Below are 21,035 nucleotides of genomic sequence, written 5' to 3' on the forward strand. Positions count from 1 at the left end.
TCTGTGCGAAATTTGATACTTGTTGGGCCAATGGGTGCAGGCAAGAGCACCATTGGCCGTTTGCTGGCCAAAGAGCTTCGGTTGCCGTTCAAGGATTCCGACAAGGAAATCGAGACCCGTACCGGAGCGAATATCCCGTGGATCTTCGATCAGGAAGGCGAGGCCGGCTTTCGCGACCGCGAGCAGGCCATGCTGGCCGAGCTGTGCGAGTTCGACGGCCTGGTGCTGGCTACCGGCGGTGGCGCGGTCATGCGTGATGAAAACCGCCAGGCATTGCACGCCGGCGGGCGCGTGGTCTACCTGCACGCCTCGGTCGAACAGCAAGTCGGTCGCACGGCACGCGATCGCAATCGGCCTCTATTGCGCACCGCCAACCCGGAGGCCACGCTGCGGGCCTTGCTGGCAATCCGCGATCCGCTGTACCGCGAGATCGCCGACCTGGTGGTGCAGACCGACGAGCGCCCACCGCGCATGGTGGTCCTCGATATCCTCGAACGCCTGCAACGCCTGCCGCCGCGCTGAAGGCGGCCGTACGCGCGGCTATCCGCTACCGGCGCAGGGCGCCGTTTGACGGCATTCGATTCACAGAACAATAGTGGGGACACATGCAGACACTCAAGGTTGACCTCGGCGAACGCAGCTATCCGATCTACATTGGCGAAGGGCTGCTAGATCAGGCTGGGCTGCTGGCCCCGCACATTGCCGGGCGAAAGGTGGCGGTCATCTCCAACGCCACGGTGGCGCCGCTCTACCTGGATCGCCTGACCCAGACCCTGGGCGCCTATTCGGTGGTGCCCGTGGTGCTTCCGGACGGCGAAGCGTTCAAGAACTGGGAAACCCTGCAGACCATTTTCGATGCCATGCTCACGGCACGGCTGGATCGGCGCGTTACGGTCATTGCCTTGGGCGGCGGTGTCATTGGTGACATGGCCGGGTTCGCTGCTGCCTGCTACCAGCGCGGTGTCGATTTCATCCAGGTGCCGACCACGCTGCTGTCCCAGGTCGACTCGTCGGTGGGCGGCAAGACCGGCATCAACCATCCGCTGGGCAAGAACATGGTCGGTGCGTTCTATCAGCCGCAGGCGGTGGTGATCGACACCACCACCCTGGCCACCTTGCCGCCGCGCGAGCTGTCGGCGGGGCTGGCGGAGGTGATCAAGTACGGATTCATCTGCGACGAACCGTTCCTGGGCTGGCTGGAAGATAACGTCGATGCCCTCCGGGCGCTCGATCAGGCGGCCCTCACGCTGGCCATTGCCCGTTCCTGCGAGGCCAAGGCACGAGTGGTGGGTGCGGACGAACGCGAGTCCGGTGTGCGCGCCACGCTGAACCTGGGGCATACTTTCGGCCACGCCATCGAGACCCATATGGGGTATGGTGTGTGGCTTCACGGTGAGGCCGTGGGGGCCGGTACGGTGATGGCGCTGGAGATGTCCATGCGCCTTGGCTGGATCACCCAGGCCGAGCGGGATCGCGGCATTCGTCTGCTGCAGCGCGCCGGCCTGCCGGTGGTGCCGCCGGCGGAAATGACGCCGACCGATTTCCTCGAGCACATGGCAATCGACAAGAAAGTGCTGGATGGCAGTCTGCGCCTGGTGCTGCTGCGCAGCATCGGCGAAGCAGTGATCACCGCCGACTACCCGCACGATGTGCTTCAGGCGACCCTGGAAGCGGATTACCGCGCCATCGTCGCCGGGCTGGAAGCCTAGTGGAGCCTGTTCCAGCAGGACGTGTTTCCAGCAACCCATCAACGATCCACCTTTGTTCTACGAGAGTTCGATGACAAGTCTGCATGCCGATGAGGCCTTTCTCGGCCACTACCAATTGGATCATGACCCCTTCGCCGCAAGGGTGCCTGGCTTCAAATTCTTCCCGGCCCAGCGCAAGCCGGTGCTGGGCCAATTGCACCATCTGGCGCGCTATAGCCAGCTGTTGCTGGTGGTTACCGGCCCGCATGGCAGTGGCAAGACCCTGCTGCGCCAGGCTTTGGTCGCCAGTACCAACAAGCAGTCGGTGCAAAGCATCGTGGTGTCGGCGCGCGGAGCCGGCGATGCCGCCAGCGTGCTGACCCAGGTCGCCCAATCGCTCAACCTCAATACTCTGGAAGTGCCGGCCCTGCTGGCGCAGATCGTCCAGCTGGGGCTGACCGGGCAGGAAGTCTACCTGCTGGTGGACGACGCGGAACAACTCGACGAATCCGCACTCGAAGCCCTGCTGGCGTTGGCGGCGGGCACCGCGGACGGGCGCCCACATGTGTTCCTGTTCGGCGAGCCTTCATTGATCGCGGGCCTGGAGCAGTTCAGCGCCGGGCAGGAATTGTTCCACGTGATCGAGCTGCAACCGTACAGCCTCGAGGAAACCCGCGAATACCTGGCCCTGCGTCTGGAGGGTGCCGGTAAGGGAATCCAGTTGCTCACCAATGATCAGATCGCCGACATTCACGAGAACTCGGATGGTTGGCCAGGAGCCATCAACCAGGTTGCTCGTGACGCGCTGATCGAGGCCATGATCGCTAGCCGCTCGTCGGTGAAGCGTCCTGCTATGGGGTTTAAGATGCCTAAGAAACACGTATTGGCGATTTCCGCCGTTGTCGTCGTCGCTGTGGCTGCCGCCTGGCTGATCCCCAGCCGCGACGGCAAGGCACCGAGCACGACAGAACAGGCCCAGTTGCCAATGGGGCAGGGGCAGCCAAGTGCAGCTCAGTCCAACAACGGCAATCCATCGGTCGAATTCAATGGCAGTTCGCAGTCGTTGCCGATGAATGGACAGCAGCCGGTCATGCGTGGCCCGCTGGCCGAGTCCACCGGCATGGGCGACGGAGAAGAGACGGGCGACGCGGTGAATACGTCGCCGCAGCCGCCTACCGTGACCACCATCGCACCGCCAGCCGGTGTGCCGGCAGGTTCGCCTGCAGCGGTTGCGCCGAGCCCGGCGCCTGCGCGTCAGACAGCTCCGCCAGCAACCACCAAACCTGCGCCGACCACTGCCGTCAAGCCTGCGCCTGCGCCCACCGTGGCGGCCAAGCCAGCTCCGGCGGCCCCTGCAGCGGCCGGCAAACCTGCCGCCGGCGGCAGCTGGTATGCCGGGCAGTCGCCAAGCAATTATGTGGTGCAGATTCTGGGGACCAGCAACGAAGGCGCTGCGCAGGCCTACGTCAAGGAACAGGGTGGCGAGTTCCGCTACTTCAAGAAAACCCTGCAAGGCAAACCGCTCTACGTGATCACCTATGGCAGCTTCGCCAGCCGTGATGCCGCCGTTGCCGCCATCAAGAACTTGCCAGCCAAGGTCCAGGCTGGTAAACCTTGGCCACGCACTGTCGCCAGCGTCCAACAGGACCTCGCGACAGCTCGCTGATTGTCGGGCGGCACCCTATCCCCGCCGCCCCACCCTCCGGCGTCATCTGAATCCCGAGCCTGCCCCGCACTGCGAGGCAGGCTTCGCCGTCCCTGTCCCCTGGTTTGCTCTGAAAGGCTCAAGCACGGGCCCTGCAGGCATGCGGGCTTGCACTGTCAGGCTGCGGGATTCAGAATCCAGCTCAAGTCGCTATCACAATAGCCTGCTGGAAACGTTCACATTTGCGACAAATGAGTTATTGATTTCGTCGCTGAATTTGTGACCACCCGTAGCGCTGTGTACAATGACCTCCCTTTTGCCCCCGCAAAGCCGGCGAACGTTCGGCGCGTGTGGTAACTAGTTGAATCGAAAAGAAATTGCCTCGAACAAGAGGCAGCCTGGTGAGAATGTGTCTATGAAAACAGGTCTGTATCGTCCGGATGAATTCAAGGATAACTGCGGTTTTGGCCTGATTGCCCATATGTCGGGTGAGCCCAGCCATAACCTGTTGCAAACGGCCATCGAGGCCCTGACCTGCATGACCCACCGCGGTGGGATCAACGCCGACGGCAAGACCGGCGACGGGTGCGGCTTGCTGATCCAGAAGCCCGACCTGTTTCTGCGTGCCATCGCCCAACAGCACTTCGGCAACGAACTGCCCAAGCAATATGCCGTGGGCATGGTCTTCTTCAATCAAGACCCGGTACGCGCCCAAGCGGCCCGCGAAAACATGAACCGCGAAATCGAGGCTGCCGGCCTGCAGTTGGTCGGCTGGCGCGACGTACCGATCGACACCAGCGTGCTGGGCCGCCTGGCCCTTGAGCGCCTGCCAAAAATCCAGCAAGTGTTCGTCGGGGGCGAAGGCCTGAGCGATCAGCAGTTCGCGATCAAGTTGTTCAGTGCCCGCCGCCGGTCCTCCGTGGCCAATGCCGCCGACACCGATCACTACATCTGCAGTTTTTCGCACAAGACCATCATCTACAAAGGCCTGATGATGCCGGCCGATCTCACGGCCTTCTATCCAGACCTGTCCGACGAGCGTCTGCAGACCGCCATCTGCGTGTTCCACCAGCGCTTCTCCACCAATACCCTGCCGAAATGGCCGCTGGCCCAGCCATTCCGCTTTCTCGCCCACAACGGCGAGATCAACACCATCACCGGCAACCGCAACTGGGCGCTGGCCCGTCGCGCCAAGTTCGCCAACGATCTGATCCCGGATTTGGAAGAGCTCGGCCCGCTGGTCAACCGCGTGGGTTCCGACTCTTCGAGCATGGACAACATGCTCGAACTGATGGTCACCGGTGGTATCGATCTGTTCCGTGGCGTGCGCATGCTGATTCCGCCGGCCTGGCAGAACGTCGAGACCATGGACCCGGACCTGCGGGCGTTCTACGAATACAACTCGATGCACATGGAGCCCTGGGATGGGCCGGCCGGCGTGGTCATGACCGACGGCCGCCATGCCGTGTGCCTGCTCGACCGCAACGGCCTGCGTCCGGCGCGCTGGGTCACCACCAAGAATGGCTACATCACCCTGGCCTCGGAAATCGGCGTGTGGAACTACCAGCCCGAGGACGTCATCGCCAAGGGGCGTGTGGGCCCGGGCCAGATCCTGGCCGTCGACACCGAAACCGGCCAGGTGCTGCACACCGATGACATCGACAACCGCCTGAAGTCGCGCCACCCTTACAAGCAGTGGCTGCGCAAGAGTGCGCTGCGTATCCAGTCGACCATGGAAGACAACGACCACGGTTCGGCCTTCTACAGCAGCGACCAGCTCAAGCAGTACATGAAGATGTACCAGGTGACCTTCGAGGAGCGCGACCAGGTGTTGCGCCCACTGGGTGAACAAGGCCAGGAAGCCGTGGGTTCGATGGGCGACGACACGCCGATGGCCGTGCTGTCGCGTCGCGTGCGCACGCCTTACGACTATTTCCGCCAGCAGTTCGCGCAGGTGACCAACCCGCCGATCGACCCGCTGCGCGAAGCGATCGTGATGTCCCTGGAAATCTGCCTGGGTGCCGAGCGCAACATCTTCCAGGAATCCCCGGAGCATGCTTCGCGGGTGATCCTCAGCTCGCCGGTCATCTCGCCCGCCAAGTGGCGCTCGCTGATGAACCTGGATCGGCCGGGGTTCGATCGGCAGGTCATCGAGCTGAACTACGACGAAGCCATGGGCCTTGAAGCGGCCGTGCGCAACATCGCCGATCAGGCCGAGGAAGCGGTACGCGCCGGACGTACCTTGCTGGTGCTCAGTGACCGCAACATCGCTGCGGGCAAGCTGCCGGTGCATGCGTCGCTGGCCACCGGTGCGGTGCACCACCGCCTGACCGAAAAGGGCCTGCGCTGCGACAGCAACATCCTCGTGGAAACCGCCACCGCCCGCGACCCGCATCACTTCGCCGTGCTGATCGGCTTTGGCGCTTCGGCGGTCTATCCGTTCCTGGCCTATGAAGTGCTGGGCGACCTGATCCGCACCGGTGAAGTGTTGGGCGACCTCTACGAGGTGTTCAAGAACTACCGCAAGGGCATCACCAAGGGTTTGCTCAAGATTCTCTCGAAGATGGGCATCTCCACCGTGGCGTCGTACCGCGGCGCCCAGCTGTTCGAGGCCATCGGTCTGTCCGAGGAAGTCTGCGAGCTGAGCTTCCGTGGTGTGCCGAGCCGCATCAAGGGCGCGCGCTTCGTCGACCTGGAAGCCGAGCAGAAAGCCCTTGCCGCCGAGGCCTGGAGCCCGCGCAAGCCGATCCAGCAAGGCGGTCTGCTGAAGTTCGTGTACGGCGGCGAGTACCACGCCTACAACCCGGACGTGGTCAACACCCTGCAGGCCGCCGTGCAGCAGGGCGACTACAGCAAGTTCAAGGAATACACCGCGATCGTCGACAACCGTCCGGTGTCGATGATCCGCGACCTGCTCAAGGTCAAGACGCTCGACGAGCCGCTGGGCATGGACCAGATCGAACCGCTGGAAGCGATTCTCAAGCGTTTCGACTCGGCGGGCATTTCCCTGGGTGCATTGTCGCCCGAAGCCCACGAAGCGCTGGCCGAGGCAATGAACCGCCTGGGTGCGCGTTCCAACTCCGGTGAAGGCGGCGAAGACCCTTCGCGCTACGGCACCGTGCGCAGTTCGAAGATCAAGCAGATCGCAACCGGCCGCTTCGGTGTCACTCCCGAATACCTGGTCAACGCCGAAGTGCTGCAGATCAAGGTGGCCCAGGGCGCCAAGCCCGGCGAGGGCGGCCAGCTGCCCGGCGGCAAGGTCAACGGCCTGATCGCCAAGCTGCGCTATGCCGTGCCTGGCGTGACGCTGATCTCGCCGCCGCCGCACCACGACATCTACTCCATCGAGGACTTGTCGCAGCTGATCTTCGACCTCAAGCAGGTCAACCCGGCCGCGCTGGTGTCGGTCAAACTGGTGGCCGAGGCAGGTGTGGGCACCATCGCCGCTGGCGTGGCCAAGGCCTATGCCGACCTGATCACCATTTCCGGCTACGACGGTGGCACCGGTGCATCGCCGCTGAGCTCGATCAAGTATGCCGGTGCACCGTGGGAACTGGGCCTGGCTGAAACCCACCAGACCCTGCGCGGCAACGACCTGCGCGGCAAGGTGCGGGTACAGACCGACGGCGGCCTGAAGACCGGCCTGGACGTGATCAAGGCGGCGATCCTGGGTGCCGAGAGCTTCGGCTTCGGCACCGCGCCAATGATTGCCCTGGGCTGCAAATACCTGCGCATCTGCCACCTGAACAACTGCGCCACCGGCGTGGCCACGCAGAACGAGAAGCTGCGCAAGGATCACTACATCGGCACGGTCGACATGGTGATCAACTTCTTCACCTACGTGGCCGAGGAAACCCGCGAGTGGCTGGCCAAGCTGGGCGTGCGCAGCCTGGGCGAGCTGATCGGGCGCACCGATCTGCTGGAAATGCTGCCGGGTGAAACCGCCAAGCAGCAGCACCTGGACCTGACCCCTTTGTTGGGCAGCGACCATATTCCAGCCGACAAGCCGCAGTTCTGCCAGGTGGAGCGCAACCCGCCGTTCGACAAGGGCCTGCTGGCCGAGAAGATGGTGGAAATGGCCTTGCCGGCGATTCAGGGCAAGACCGGTGGCGAATACGCGATGGACATCTGCAACTGCGACCGCTCCATCGGCGCGCGCATCTCCGGGGAAATCGCCAAGCTGCATGGCAACCAGGGCATGAACGCCAATCCGCTGACCTTCCGTTTCAAGGGCACTGCGGGCCAGAGCTTCGGCGTCTGGAATGCCGGTGGCTTGAACATGTACCTGGAGGGTGATGCCAACGACTACGTCGGCAAGGGCATGACCGCTGGCAAGCTGGTGATCGTGCCGCCCAAGGGCAGCCCGTTCAAGACCCAGGACAGTGCCATCATCGGCAATACCTGTCTGTACGGCGCCACCGGTGGCAAGCTGTTCGCCGCCGGTACCGCAGGCGAGCGTTTCGCGGTGCGCAACTCCGGTGCCCACACGGTCGTGGAAGGCACGGGTGATCACTGCTGCGAATACATGACCGGCGGTTTCGTCTGCGTGCTCGGCAAGACCGGCTACAACTTCGGCTCGGGCATGACCGGCGGTTTCGCCTACGTGCTCGACCAGGACAACAGCTTCGTCGACCGGGTCAACCACGAGCTGGTGGAAATCCAGCGCATCAGTGGCGAAGCCATGGAGGCCTACCGTACTCACCTGGAGCGCGTGCTGGCCGAATACGTCGCCGAAACCGACAGCGAATGGGGCCGCAACCTTTGGGAAAACCTGGACGACTATCTGCGTCGCTTCTGGTTGGTCAAGCCCAAGGCCGCCAACCTGAAATCGCTGCTGTCCAGCACCCGTGCCAACCCGCAGTGATATGCGCCTGAACAGTTTGATGAGGTTTTAACAATGGCTGAACGTCTGAGTAATGACTTCCAGTTCATCGAGGTCGGGCGCAAAGATCCGAAGAAGAAACTGTTGCGTCAACGCAAGAAAGAGTTCGTAGAGATCTACGAGCCCTTCAAACCCGCGCAGTCGGCCGACCAGGCCCACCGCTGCCTGGGCTGTGGCAACCCGTACTGCGAGTGGAAGTGCCCGGTGCACAACTTCATTCCCAACTGGTTGAAACTGGTGGCCGAGGGCAACATCCTCGCCGCCGCCGAGCTGTCGCACCAGACCAACACCCTGCCTGAAGTGTGCGGCCGGGTGTGCCCGCAGGATCGTCTGTGCGAGGGTGCCTGCACCCTCAATGACGGCTTCGGCGCGGTGACCATCGGTTCGGTGGAGAAGTACATCACCGACACCGCGTTTGCCATGGGCTGGCGCCCGGACATGTCCAAGGTCAAGCCGACCGGCAAGCGCGTCGCCATCATCGGCGCCGGCCCGGCCGGTCTGGGCTGCGCCGATGTGCTGGTGCGCGGTGGCGTGACCCCGGTGGTGTTCGACAAGAACCCGGAAATCGGCGGCCTGCTGACCTTCGGTATCCCCGAGTTCAAGCTGGAGAAGAGCGTGTTGAGCAATCGGCGCGAAGTCTTCACCGGCATGGGCATCGAGTTCCGCCTGAACACCGAGGTGGGCAAGGACATCAGCGTCGAGCAGTTGCTGGAAGAATACGATGCGGTGTTCATGGGCATGGGCACCTACACCTACATGAAGGGCGGCTTCCCCGGTGAAGACCTGCCTGGCGTGCACGATGCCCTGGATTTCCTGATCGCCAACGTCAACCGCAACCTGGGCTTCGAAAAGTCGCCGGAAGATTTCGTCGACATGAAGGGCAAGAAGGTCGTGGTGCTGGGCGGTGGCGATACGGCGATGGACTGCAACCGTACCTCCATTCGCCAGGGTGCCAAGGCGGTGACCTGTGCCTATCGGCGTGACGAGGCGAACATGCCGGGCTCGCGCAAAGAGGTGAAGAACGCCAAGGAAGAGGGGGTCAGATTCCTCTACAACCGCCAGCCGATCGCCATCGTTGGCGAAGACAAGGTCGAAGGGGTGAAGGTGGTCGAAACCCGTCTGGGCGAACCCGATGCCCGTGGCCGTCGCAGCCCCGAGCCGATTCCGGGTTCCGAGGAGATCATCCCGGCCGATGCCGTGGTCATCGCTTTCGGTTTCCGCCCAAGCCCGGCGGCGTGGTTCCAGGACCACAGCATCCAGACCGACAGCCAGGGCCGCGTGGTGGCGCCGGAGCAGGGTCGGTTCAAGCACCAGACCAGCAACCCGAAGATCTTCGCTGGCGGCGACATGGTCCGCGGTTCGGACCTGGTGGTGACCGCCATCTTCGAAGGCCGCAACGCTGCCGAAGGGATCCTGGATTACCTGGAAGTCTGAGTCAGACTGGGCGGTGGTGAGCTAGGAGCGGTCATCGGCCGCGAAAAGAGCACCGCGGGGTGTTCAGCCATACCGCGGCGCACCCTTCGCGGCCGATGACCGCTCCTACGGTGGAACTGCGGTGGCATGAGCGAGATGTAGGAGCGGTCCGTGGCCGCGAACGGGACGACCCGGTGCTCAGGCGGCCATTACGGCCTGAATGTCGCGGGCCAGCTCGCGCACGCGGGCTTCCTCGGTGTCCCATGAGCACATGAAGCGAGCGCCGCCGCTGCCGATGAAGGTGTAGAAGCGCCAGCCCTTGGCGCGCAGGGCTTCCAGCGCCGGTTCCGGCATCTGCAGAAACACCCCGTTGGCCTCTACTGGAAACATCAACTCCACCCCCGGTATACCCTCGACCAACGCCTTGAGCAGTTGCGCGCAATGGTTGGCGTGCCCCGCATGCTTGAGCCAGGCATCGTTCTCCAGCAGCCCCACCCAAGGCGCCGACAGGAAACGCATCTTCGACGCCAGCTGCCCCGCCTGCTTGCAGCGATAGTCGAAATCTTCGGCCAGCCGGTGGTTGAAGAACAGAATGGCCTCGCCCACGGCCATGCCGTTCTTGGTGCCGCCGAAGCACAACACATCCACTCCCGCTTTCCAGGTCAGCTCGGCCGGTGTACAGCCCAGAAACGCACAGGCGTTGGCAAAGCGCGCGCCGTCCATGTGCAGGTTCAGGTTCAGTTCCTTGCAGGTGGCGCTGATGGCCTTGAGTTCTTCGGGGCGGTACACGCTGCCCACTTCGGTGGCCTGGGTCAGGGTGACCACGCGAGGCTTGGGGTAGTGGATGTCCTGGCGCTTGAGCGCGACTTCGCGAATGGCCTGAGGGGTCAGCTTGCCCAGCTCGGTGCGTGCTGTCAGCAGTTTGGAACCGTTGGAGAAGAATTCCGGAGCACCGCACTCATCGGTTTCGACGTGCGCGGTTTCCGAGCAGATGACGCTGTGGTAGCTCTGGCACAGCGACGACAGGGCCAGGGAGTTGGCCGCAGTGCCGTTGAAGGCGAAAAACACTTCACAGTCGGTTTCGAACAGGCGGCGGAATTCATCGGCGGCGCGTGCGGTCCATTGATCGTCGCCATAGGCGCGCTGATGGCCCTGGTTGGCCTGCTCCATGGCCGCCCAGGCCTCGGAGCAGATGCCCGAATAATTGTCGCTGGCGAACTGTTGGGTTTGGTCGTTCATGGGCGGGTCCTTGGTGTTAGGTATGGGGGCACTGTAAACCAACTGTGAAAGATGTGTCGTCTAGGCGGGCCTCTTCGCGGCCACTGGCCGCTCCTACGGGAAACGTGTCGTCCATGCGGACAGCTCCTGCGCTGTGTGAGGCTCGCGTGGAAGCGGTCTGTCGCCGCGAAGAGGCCGGTATGACAACCCAAAAACTGGAGCTTTTTCTCGGATGATCCGACATCACGCACTGGATCTGCTCAAATGGCTGGCCATGCTGTGCATGGTCCTCGACCACCTGCGCTATGTCGGCTGGTCGCTGGACTTCCTCTACGTGCCGGGCCGCCTGGCTTTCCCCTGGTTCTGCCTGGCGATTGCCGCCAACCTGACGCGCCGCCCTGAGGCTCCCCTGGGCGGCCGCTACCTGGCCTGGTTGCTGAGCTTTGCCGCTCTGTCTGAAATCCCCTACCGCCTGTTCGTCTACCCGGCCGACACTCTCAACGTGCTGCCCACCCTCGCTCTGGGCTTGATCGTGGCCAAGGCCTGGCAGCAACGTCGACAACCCGCCATGGTCGCACTTGGCTGCGCGGTGGTTGCCGTGGCGGCGTTGTTCGACCACCAGTTGATGTTCGGTCTGGCGGGCGTGCTGCTGCCATTGGGGTTTGTCCTGGCCTGGCAGCGCCCGCTGTACTGGGCGTTGCCCCTGGGCGTGCTGTGCCTGGCCGCCAACGCCTGGGCCAACCTGTTCGAATCCGCGCGGCACTTCTACTGGCCGGCAATCGGCGGCATCGTTGCCTGTCTGCTGGCACCAGGGCTGGGCCTGCTGGTGCTGCGCGTCGGGATACACCAGGCAGTTGTCCCCATGCGCCGTTGGGCGTACGCCATCTACCCCCTGCATTTCCTCGCCCTGCTGGGCCTGCGCCTGCTGTTGCGGGCACTCTGACGCTGGCCTGATCGCGCCATGTCGTAAACGAACCTCTGCAAGGCGCGCGCAGGCATTTGGTCGGATCGCGCCGGCCCTACCATCGCAATCAAGGGAGGCAGCCGTTGCCGGTCGCCTTCGTCCAACATGCCAGGCGCCACGCCGCCGCTGGGGAGACCGCGATGTTCAGCAAACAAGATCAGATCCAAGGTTATGACGACGTCCTGCTGGCTGCCATGAACGCCGAGGACCAGCGTCAGGAAGACCACATCGAACTGATCGCCTCGGAAAACTACACCAGCAAGCGCGTGATGGAAGCCCAGGGCAGCGGCCTCACCAACAAGTACGCCGAAGGCTATCCGGGCAAGCGCTACTACGGTGGCTGCGAGCACGTGGACAAGGTCGAGCAACTGGCCATCGATCGCGCCAAGCAGCTGTTCGGTGCCGACTATGCCAACGTCCAGCCGCACTCGGGTTCCCAGGCCAACGCCGCGGTCTACCTGGCACTGTTGCAGGCCGGCGATACGGTCTTGGGCATGAGCCTGGCCCATGGCGGTCACCTGACCCACGGTGCTAAGGTCAGCTTCTCCGGCAAGCTCTACAACGCCGTGCAGTACGGCATCGACACCGACACCGGCCTGATCGACTACGACGAAGTCGAGCGCCTGGCGGTCGAGCACCAGCCGAAGATGATCATTGCCGGCTTTTCGGCCTACTCCAAGACCCTCGACTTCCCTCGCTTCCGTGAAATCGCCGACAAGGTCGGAGCCTACCTGTTCGTCGACATGGCCCACGTTGCCGGGCTGGTTGCCGCTGGCCTGTACCCCAACCCGATCCCGTTCGCCGACGTGGTCACCACCACCACCCACAAGACCCTGCGCGGTCCGCGTGGCGGGCTGATCCTGGCCCGTGCCAACGAAGCCCTGGAAAAGAAATTCAACGCCGCGGTATTCCCCGGCGGCCAGGGCGGCCCGCTGATGCATGTGATCGCTGCCAAGGCGGTGTGCTTCAAGGAAGCGCTGGAGCCCGAGTTCAAGACCTACCAGCAGCAGGTCATCGACAACGCCCAGGCCATGGCCGGCGTGTTCATCGAGCGTGGCTTCGACGTGGTGTCCGGCGGTACCGACAACCACCTGTTCCTGGTCAGCCTGATTCGCCAGGGCCTCACCGGCAAAGACGCCGACGCCGCCCTGGGCCGTGCGCACATCACCGTGAACAAGAACGCCGTGCCGAATGACCCGCAGTCACCGTTCGTGACCTCGGGCCTGCGCATCGGTACCCCAGCGGTCACCAGCCGTGGTTTCAAGGTGGCCCAGTGCCTTGATCTGGCCGGCTGGATCTGCGACATCCTCGACAATTTGGGCGATGCCGACGTCGAGGCCAACGTGGCCCGTCACGTGACGGCCCTGTGCAGCGACTTCCCGGTCTACCGCTGAGAGTGGAGTGAACACCATGCAACGTTATTCTGGCTTCGGCCTTTTCAAGCACTCGCTCAGCCACCACGAAAACTGGCAGCGCATGTGGCGCACACCGACCCCCAAGAAGGTCTACGACGTCGTCATCGTCGGCGGCGGCGGGCACGGCCTGGCGACCGCCTATTACCTGGCCAAGGTCCACGGCATCACCAATGTGGCCGTGGTCGAGAAGGGCTGGCTGGGCGGCGGCAATACCGCGCGCAACACCACCATCGTGCGCTCCAACTACCTGTGGGATGAGTCGGCCCACCTGTACGAACATGCCATGAAACTGTGGGAAGGCTTGTCCCAGGACATCAACTACAACGTGATGTTTTCCCAGCGCGGCGTGTACAACCTGTGCCACACCCTGCAGGACATGCGCGACTCCGAACGCCGCGTCAGCGCCAACCGCCTCAACGGCGTGGACGGCGAGCTGTTGAACAACAAGCAGGTGGCCGAAGAGATCCCCTACCTGGACTGCACCAGGAACACCCGTTACCCGATCATCGGCGCCACCGTCCAGCGCCGTGGCGGCGTGGCCCGCCACGACGCCGTGGCCTGGGGCTATGCCCGTGCCGCCGATGCCCTGGGCGTGGACCTGATCCAGCAGACCGAAGTGACCGGCTTTCGCAAGGAAAACGGCGTGTGCATCGGTGTCGAAACCAACAAGGGTTTCATCGGTGCCAAGCGCGTCGGTGTGGTTACCGCCGGCAACTCCGGGCACATGGCCAAGCTGGCCGGTTTCCGCCTGCCGGTCGAATCCCATCCGCTGCAGGCGCTGGTGTCCGAGCCGATCAAGCCCATCATCGACAGCGTGATCATGTCCAACGCCGTCCATGGTTACATCAGCCAGTCGGACAAGGGCGACCTGGTGATCGGTGCCGGTATCGACAGCTGGGTCGGCTACGGCCAGCGCGGTTCGTACCCGATCATCGAACACACCCTGCAGGCCATCGTCGAGATGTTCCCGGTGCTCTCGCGGGTGCGCATGAACCGCCAGTGGGGCGGCATCGTCGACACCACGCCGGACGCCTGCCCGATCATCTCCAAGACCCCGGTGCCGAACATGTTCTTCAATTGCGGCTGGGGCACCGGTGGCTTCAAGGCCACGCCGGGCTCGGGCCATGTGTTCGCGGCCAGCCTGGCCACGGGCGAGATGCACCCGCTGGCCAAGCCGTTTTCCATCGAGCGCTTCCACAACGGCGCGTTGATCGACGAACACGGCGCCGCCGCCGTCGCCCACTGACAGGAGAAACCACCATGCTCAACATCTTCTGTCCACACTGTGGCGAGCTGCGCAGCGAAGAAGAATTCCACTGCTCGGGCCAGGCGCACATTGCCCGCCCGCTCGACCCGGGTGCGTGCACCGACGCGCAATGGGGCGAGTACATGTTCTTCCGCAACAACCCGCGCGGCCTGCAGCACGAGCTGTGGATCCATGCCGCCGGTTGCCGCCAGTATTTCAATGCGACCCGCAACACGGTGACCTACGAGATCCTGGAAACCTATCGCATCGGCAGCCAGCCGCAGTTCGTCGAGAAGACCATTGATGAGGCGCCGCAGATCGCCTCGGGAGACAAGCCATGAGCCAGGTCAATCGCCTCTCCACCGGCGGACGTCTGGAGCGCAGCAAGAAGCTGACCTTCACCTTCAATGGCACGACCTACATCGGCTATGAAGGCGACACCCTGGCCTCGGCCCTGCTGGCCAATGGCGTCGACGTGATCGGTCGCAGCTTCAAGTATTCGCGTCCGCGCGGCATTGTCGCAGCGGGTGCCGAGGAACCCAACGCGGTGCTGCAGATCGGCGCCACCGAAGCCACCCAGATTCCCAACGTGCGGGCCACTCAGCAGGCGCTTTACCAAGGCCTGGTCGCCACCAGTACCAACGGCTGGCCGAACGTCAACACCGACATGATGGGTATCCTCGGCAAGGTCGGCGGCAAGCTGATGCCGCCGGGGTTCTACTACAAGACCTTCATGTACCCGCAGTCCTTCTGGATGACCTACGAGAAGTACATCCGCAAGGCCGCCGGCCTGGGTCGCTCGCCGACCGAGGTGGACCCGGATTCCTACGACTACATGAGCCGCACCTGCGACGTGCTGGTGGTCGGCGCCGGTCCTGCCGGCCTGGCTGCCGCTCTGGCCGCCGCGCGCAGTGGCGCCCGGGTGATCCTGGCCGACGAGCAGGAAGAGTTCGGCGGCTCGCTGCTCGACACCCGTGAAAGCCTCGATGGCAAGCCGGCCGGCGAATGGGTTGCCGCGGTGATCCGCGAGCTGGCAGGCATGCCTGACGTGGTGCTGTTGCCGCGTGCCACCGTCAACGGCTACCACGACCATAATTTCCTGACCATTCACCAGCGCCTCACCGATCACCTCGGCGACCGACCGCCGATGGGCCAGGTCCGCCAGCGCATGCACCGGGTTCGCGCCGGGCGCGTGGTGCTGGCAACCGGCACCCACGAGCGGCCGCTGGTGTACGGCAACAACGACGTGCCGGGCAATATGCTGGCCGGTGCGATCTCCACCTACGTGCGCCGCTACGGCGTGGCGCCGGGCAAGAAACTGGTGCTGTCGACCAACAACGACCACGCCTACCGCGTGGCCCTGGACTGGCACGACGCCGGCCTCAAGGTGGTTGCCGTGGCCGATGCCCGCCACAATCCGCGCGGCGCGCTGGTCGAGGAAGCACGCGCCAAGGGTATTCGCATTCTGACTGCAAGCGCGGTGATCGAAGCTCGTGGCAGCAAGCATGTCACCGCTGCCCGGGTCGCTGCCATCGACGTCAAGGCGCACAGGGTAGTCAGCCCCGGCGAATGGCTCGATTGCGACCTGATCGGCAGCTCGGGCGGTTACAGCCCGGTGGTGCACCTGGCCTCGCACTTGGGCGGCAAACCCGTCTGGCGTGAAGACATCCTCGGTTTCGTGCCGGGCGAAGCGCCGCAGAAACGCGTGTGCGTGGGCGGCGTGAACGGCGTGTATGCCTTGGCCGACGCCATGGCCGACGGTTTCGAAGGCGGTGCCCGGGCAGCGTCCGAGACCGGTTTCGGCATCGTCGAAGGCACCCTGCCCAAGGTCTTGAACCGTGCAGAGGAACCGACCCTGGCGTTGTTCCAGGTCCCTCACGACAAGGACACGGCGCGCGCGCCAAAGCAATTCGTCGACCTGCAGAACGACGTCACCGCGGCCGCCATCGAACTGGCCACCCGTGAGGGCTTCGAGTCGGTGGAGCACGTCAAGCGCTACACCGCGCTGGGCTTCGGCACCGATCAGGGCAAGCTGGGCAACGTCAACGGCCTGGCCATCGCCGCCCGTTCGCTGAACGTCACCATTCCGGAAATGGGCACCACCATGTTCCGCCCCAACTACACGCCGATCACCTTCGGTGCGGTGGCCGGGCGTCACTGTGGCCACCTGTTCGAGCCGGTGCGTTTCACCGCGCTGCATGCCTGGCATGTGAAGAACGGTGCCGAGTTCGAAGACGTCGGCCAATGGAAGCGCCCCTGGTACTTCCCCAAGCGTGGCGAGGACATCCATGCTGCCGTCGCCCGCGAGTGCAAGGCGGTGCGCGACAGCGTCGGTCTGCTGGACGCCTCGACCCTGGGCAAGATCGACATCCAGGGCCCGGACGCCCGCGAATTCCTCAACCGCATCTACACCAACGCCTGGACCAAGCTGGACGTGGGCAAGGCACGCTACGGCCTGATGTGCAAGGAAGACGGGATGGTCTTCGACGACGGTGTCACCGCCTGTCTGGCCGACAACCACTTCCTGATGACCACCACCACCGGCGGTGCCGCGCGGGTCCTGCAATGGCTGGAAATCTACCAGCAGACCGAATGGCCAGACCTGAAGGTCTACTTCACTTCGGTCACCGACCATTGGGCGACCCTGACCCTGTCCGGCCCCAACAGCCGCAAGCTGCTCAGTGAAGTGACCGACATCGATCTGGACAAGGACGCTTTCGGCTTCATGACCTGGAAAGAAGGGCAGGTGGGGGGTGTGCCGGCGCGCGTGTTCCGCATCTCCTTCACCGGCGAGCTGTCGTACGAGGTCAACGTCCAGGCCGACTACGCCATGGGCGTGCTGGAGAAGATCATCGAGGCCGGCAAGCAGTACAACCTGACCCCCTACGGCACAGAAACCATGCACGTGCTGCGTGCCGAGAAGGGCTTCATCATCGTCGGCCAGGACACCGACGGGTCGATGACCCCCGACGACCTGAACATGGGCTGGTGTGTCGGGCGGACCAAGCCCTTCTCGTGGATCGGCTGGCGCGGCATGAACCGCGAAGACACCGTGCGCCACGAGCGCAAACAACTGGTCGGCCTCAAGCCGGTCGATCCGAACAAGTGGTTGCCCGAGGGTGCCCAGCTGGTATTCGACCCCAAGCAGGCCATCCCCATGAGCATGGTCGGCCACGTAACGTCGAGCTATGCCAGCAACTCGCTGGGTTATTCGTTCGCGATGGGTGTGGTCAAGGGCGGTCTCAAGCGCATGGGCGAACGGGTGTTCTCGCCGCAGGCCGATGGCAGCGTGATCGAAGCCGAAATCGTCTCCTCGGTGTTCTTCGATCCGAAGGGCGAGCGGCAGAACATCTAGCACAAGGCGCCCGTAGGAGCGGCCAGTGGCCGCGAAAGGCACGCCGCGGTGTGCCAGGCCTACCGCAGCAAGCCCTTCGCGGCCGATGATCGCTCCTACGGGAGCTCACCACCTTCTTACAGGCTTGAACAGCATTCACTGACAGGTGCAGCAAAATGACCACAGTCAACGTATACCAGCAACGCCCCGCTTCGGGCGCCAAGGCCGAAGACCCGCTCCACCATGCCGACCTCGCCAGCCTGGTGGGCAAGGGTCGCCAGGGCGCCGGTGTGACCCTGCGCGAGAAAAAGCTGCTGGGTCACCTGACCCTGCGCGGCGACGGCCATGACCCGATCTTTGCCGGCGCCGTGCACAAGGCAACCGGCCTGGAATTGCCCGGCGCCTTGAGCCTGGTCAGCAGCGGCGACACGTCGCTGCAGTGGCTGGGCCCGGACGAGTGGCTGCTGATCGTTCCCGGTGGCGAGGAACTGGCCACCGAGCAACGCCTGCGCGAAGCGCTGGCCGGGCTGCATGTCGCGGTGGTCAACGTCAGCGGCGGCCAGTCGCTGATCGAACTGAGCGGGCCGAACGTGCGCGACGTGCTGATGAAGTCCACGAGCTACGATGTGCACCCGAACAATTTTCCGGTAGGCAAGGCGGTGGGCACCGTGTTCGCCAAGTCTCAGCTGGTGATCCGCCGCACCGACGAGGACACCTGGGAGCTGTTGATCCGCCGCAGCTTCGCCGATTACTGGTGGCTGTGGTTGCAGGATGCCTCGGCCGAGTATGGGCTGAGCATCCAGGCCTGACAGTGCAGGGATTGCACAGCCCTGTGGGAGTGGTCATCGACCGCGAACCAGGCGCCGCGGTGCATCGGACATACCACCGTGCGCCGTTCGCGGCCGATGACCGCTCCTACAGTTGTTTCGACCTCGACACCAAGGACTACCCATGAGCCGCGCCCCTGACACCTGGATCCTCACCGCCGATTGCCCCAGCGTATTGGGCACGGTGGATGCGGTTACGCGCTACCTGTTCGAGCAGGGCTGCTATGTCACCGAGCACCACTCGTTCGATGACCGACTGTCGTCGCGCTTCTTCATCAGGGTCGAGTTTCGTCAGCCCGACGGCTTCGATGAAGTTGCCTTTCGCGAAGGCCTCGCCGAGCGCGGAGCCAGCTTCGGCATGATCTTCGAGTTGACCGCGCCGCAATACCGGCCCAAGGTGGTGATCATGGTTTCCAAGGCCGATCACTGCCTCAACGACTTGCTCTACCGCCAGCGCATCGGCCAGTTGCCGATGGACGTGGTCGCGGTGATCTCCAACCACCCGGACCTCGAGCCGCTGGCGCGCTGGCACGACATTCCCTATTACCATTTTCCGCTCGACCCCAAGGACAAACCCTCCCAGGAGCGCAAGGTGTTGCAGGTGATCGAGCAGGCCGGCGCCGAACTGGTGATCCTCGCCCGCTACATGCAGGTGTTGTCGCCAGAGCTGTGTCGGCGTCTGGACGGGTGGGCGATCAACATCCATCACTCGTTGCTGCCTGGTTTCAAGGGCGCCAAACCCTATCATCAGGCCTACAACAAAGGCGTCAAACTGGTCGGGGCAACGGCGCACTACATCAACAACGATCTGGACGAAGGCCCGATCATCACCCAGGGTGTAGAAGTGGTCGATCACAGTCACTACCCCGAAGACCTCATCGCCAAGGGCCGCGACATCGAATGCCTGACCCTGGCCCGAGCCATCGGCTACCACATCGAGCGCCGCGTGTTCCTCAACGCCAACCGCACGGTAGTGCTGTAGCAGCGGCGCGAGCCGCGTCAGGGCATCGCACGAACAAACGCATGACCGCAGCACGCAAAACCCAAGCTCAAAAACAACAAACAGCGAGGTGAAAGCATGTCTGGTAATCGTGGAGTGGTGTATCTGGGCTCCGGCAAAGTCGAAGTGCAGAATATCGATTTCCCCAAATTGCAGGACCCCAGGGGCAAACGCATCGAGCATGGCGTGATCCTGCGCGTGGTCTCGACCAACATCTGCGGCTCCGACCAGCACATGGTCCGTGGCCGTACCACCGCTCAGGTCGGCCTGGTGCTGGGCCATGAGATCACGGGCGAAGTCATCGAAGCCGGTCGCGACGTGGAACACCTGAAAGTCGGCGATCTGGTTTCGGTACCGTTCAACGTCGCCTGCGGCCGCTGCCGCTCCTGCAAGGAGCAGAACACCGGCGTCTGCCTGACCGTCAACCCGGCGCGCCCCGGCGGCGCCTATGGTTACGTCGACATGGGCGACTGGGTCGGTGGCCAGGCCGAGTTCGTGCTGGTGCCCTATGCGGACTTCAACCTGCTGAAGCTGCCGGACCGCGATGCCGCCATGGAGAAGATCCGCGACCTGACGTGCCTCTCCGACATTCTGCCGACCGGCTATCACGGTGCCGTGACCGCAGGCGTTGGCCCTGGCAGTACCGTCTACGTGGCCGGTGCAGGTCCGGTCGGGCTCGCTGCCGCGGCTTCCGCGCGCCTGCTGGGTGCGGCAGTGGTGATCATCGGTGACGTCAACCCGGTACGTCTGGCGCATGCCAAGGCCCAGGGCTTCGAGATTGCCGACCTGTCCCAGGACACACCGTTGCACGAGCAGATCGCCGCCTTGCTGGGCGAGCCGGAAGTGGATTGCGCAGTCGATGCGGTAGGCTTCGAAGCACGCGGTCACGGTCACAGTGGGGCCAAGGCAGAAGCACCGGCTACCGTGCTCAACTCATTGATGGGCGTGGTGCGTGTGGCGGGCAAGATCGGCATTCCCGGCCTGTACGTTACCGAAGATCCGGGCGCGGTGGACGCGGCGGCGAAAATGGGCAGCCTGAGCATTCGCTTCGGACTGGGTTGGGCCAAGTCGCACAGCTTCCATACCGGCCAGACCCCGGTGATGAAGTACAACCGGCAGCTGATGCAGGCCATCATGTGGGACCGCATCAAGATCGCCGATATCGTCGGCGTGGAAGTCATCTCGCTGGACGAGGCCCCGCGCGGCTACGGCGAATTCGACGCGGGCGTACCGAAGAAATTCGTCATCGACCCGCACAAGCTGTTCAGCGCCGCCTGACCAGACCCGCTCCCACAACCTCCCTGTGGGAGCGGGGCGGGCGACGAGCCCTCTGCCCGCGAAAACGCAACGCGTCGCGCCTGATGCGCCACGGTTCTCTGTGGGAGCGGGCTCTGCCCGCGAAA

The 21,035-nt window shown here is 63.9% G+C and carries 14 protein-coding genes; 13 read left to right on the forward strand and 1 reads right to left on the reverse strand.

Annotation, left to right across the window (positions count from 1 at the left end; all coding sequences use genetic code 11):
* The first annotated feature begins 3 nt into the window (after positions 1 to 3).
* The 5 genes from aroK (at position 4) to IFT80_RS11215 (ending at position 9,649) form a co-directional block, all read left to right on the forward strand.
* On the forward strand, positions 4 to 522 hold the full coding sequence (aroK, locus tag IFT80_RS11195; protein WP_043191342.1) for a shikimate kinase AroK: 519 nt from the start codon (positions 4 to 6) through the stop codon (positions 520 to 522).
* An 83-nt stretch (positions 523 to 605) separates the two neighbouring features.
* Positions 606 to 1,709 carry a 3-dehydroquinate synthase gene (gene aroB / locus IFT80_RS11200; protein WP_185794941.1) on the forward strand — a complete coding sequence of 368 codons (1,104 nt, stop codon included), beginning with the start codon at positions 606 to 608 and terminating at the stop codon, positions 1,707 to 1,709.
* A 70-nt stretch (positions 1,710 to 1,779) separates the two neighbouring features.
* Positions 1,780 to 3,354 (forward strand): SPOR domain-containing protein, encoded by a 1,575-nt coding sequence (locus IFT80_RS11205; protein ID WP_192137566.1) that lies wholly within the window; start codon positions 1,780 to 1,782, stop codon positions 3,352 to 3,354.
* Between the two features lie 394 nt (positions 3,355 to 3,748).
* Positions 3,749 to 8,197, forward strand: a complete 4,449-nt coding sequence (gltB, locus tag IFT80_RS11210; protein ID WP_185794942.1) for a glutamate synthase large subunit — start codon at positions 3,749 to 3,751, stop codon at positions 8,195 to 8,197.
* A gap of 33 nt (positions 8,198 to 8,230) precedes the next feature.
* A complete protein-coding gene (locus IFT80_RS11215) occupies positions 8,231 to 9,649 on the forward strand; it encodes an FAD-dependent oxidoreductase (RefSeq protein ID WP_122714560.1) in 1,419 nt (472 codons plus the stop codon).
* 177 nt (positions 9,650 to 9,826) lie between these two features.
* Here IFT80_RS11215 and IFT80_RS11220 read toward each other — a convergent pair whose 3' ends face one another.
* Complete coding sequence (locus IFT80_RS11220; protein ID WP_122480438.1) at positions 9,827 to 10,867, reverse strand: threonine aldolase family protein; 1,041 nt, start codon at positions 10,865 to 10,867, stop codon at positions 9,827 to 9,829.
* A gap of 211 nt (positions 10,868 to 11,078) precedes the next feature.
* Between IFT80_RS11220 and IFT80_RS11225 the strand changes: the two genes are divergently transcribed.
* The 8 genes from IFT80_RS11225 (at position 11,079) to fdhA (ending at position 20,910) form a co-directional block, all read left to right on the forward strand.
* Positions 11,079 to 11,789 carry a TraX family protein gene (locus tag IFT80_RS11225; protein WP_192137567.1) on the forward strand — a complete coding sequence of 237 codons (711 nt, stop codon included), beginning with the start codon at positions 11,079 to 11,081 and terminating at the stop codon, positions 11,787 to 11,789.
* Positions 11,790 to 11,950: 161 nt separating this feature from the next.
* Entirely contained in the window at positions 11,951 to 13,204 is a 1,254-nt protein-coding gene (gene glyA / locus IFT80_RS11230; RefSeq protein WP_122480436.1) for a serine hydroxymethyltransferase, read from the forward strand.
* Positions 13,205 to 13,220: 16 nt separating this feature from the next.
* Positions 13,221 to 14,471, forward strand: coding sequence for a sarcosine oxidase subunit beta family protein (locus tag IFT80_RS11235; protein WP_192055818.1), 1,251 nt, complete (start codon positions 13,221 to 13,223; stop codon positions 14,469 to 14,471).
* 14 nt (positions 14,472 to 14,485) lie between these two features.
* Entirely contained in the window at positions 14,486 to 14,812 is a 327-nt protein-coding gene (locus IFT80_RS11240; RefSeq protein ID WP_122480434.1) for a sarcosine oxidase subunit delta, read from the forward strand.
* Positions 14,809 to 17,826 (forward strand): sarcosine oxidase subunit alpha, encoded by a 3,018-nt coding sequence (locus IFT80_RS11245; protein WP_192137568.1) that lies wholly within the window; start codon positions 14,809 to 14,811, stop codon positions 17,824 to 17,826. Before IFT80_RS11240 ends, IFT80_RS11245 begins: the two co-directional genes overlap by 4 nt.
* A 155-nt stretch (positions 17,827 to 17,981) precedes the next feature.
* Complete coding sequence (locus IFT80_RS11250; protein WP_122480432.1) at positions 17,982 to 18,614, forward strand: sarcosine oxidase subunit gamma; 633 nt, start codon at positions 17,982 to 17,984, stop codon at positions 18,612 to 18,614.
* A gap of 142 nt (positions 18,615 to 18,756) precedes the next feature.
* Complete coding sequence (gene purU / locus IFT80_RS11255; protein WP_185794946.1) at positions 18,757 to 19,614, forward strand: formyltetrahydrofolate deformylase; 858 nt, start codon at positions 18,757 to 18,759, stop codon at positions 19,612 to 19,614.
* A gap of 96 nt (positions 19,615 to 19,710) precedes the next feature.
* Positions 19,711 to 20,910 (forward strand): formaldehyde dehydrogenase, glutathione-independent, encoded by a 1,200-nt coding sequence (gene fdhA / locus IFT80_RS11260; RefSeq protein ID WP_122480430.1) that lies wholly within the window; start codon positions 19,711 to 19,713, stop codon positions 20,908 to 20,910.
* Positions 20,911 to 21,035 lie beyond the last annotated feature (125 nt).

The sequence above is a fragment of the Pseudomonas sp. CFBP 8771 genome (genome assembly GCF_014841695.1).
Taxonomy (GTDB): domain Bacteria; phylum Pseudomonadota; class Gammaproteobacteria; order Pseudomonadales; family Pseudomonadaceae; genus Aquipseudomonas; species Aquipseudomonas baltica.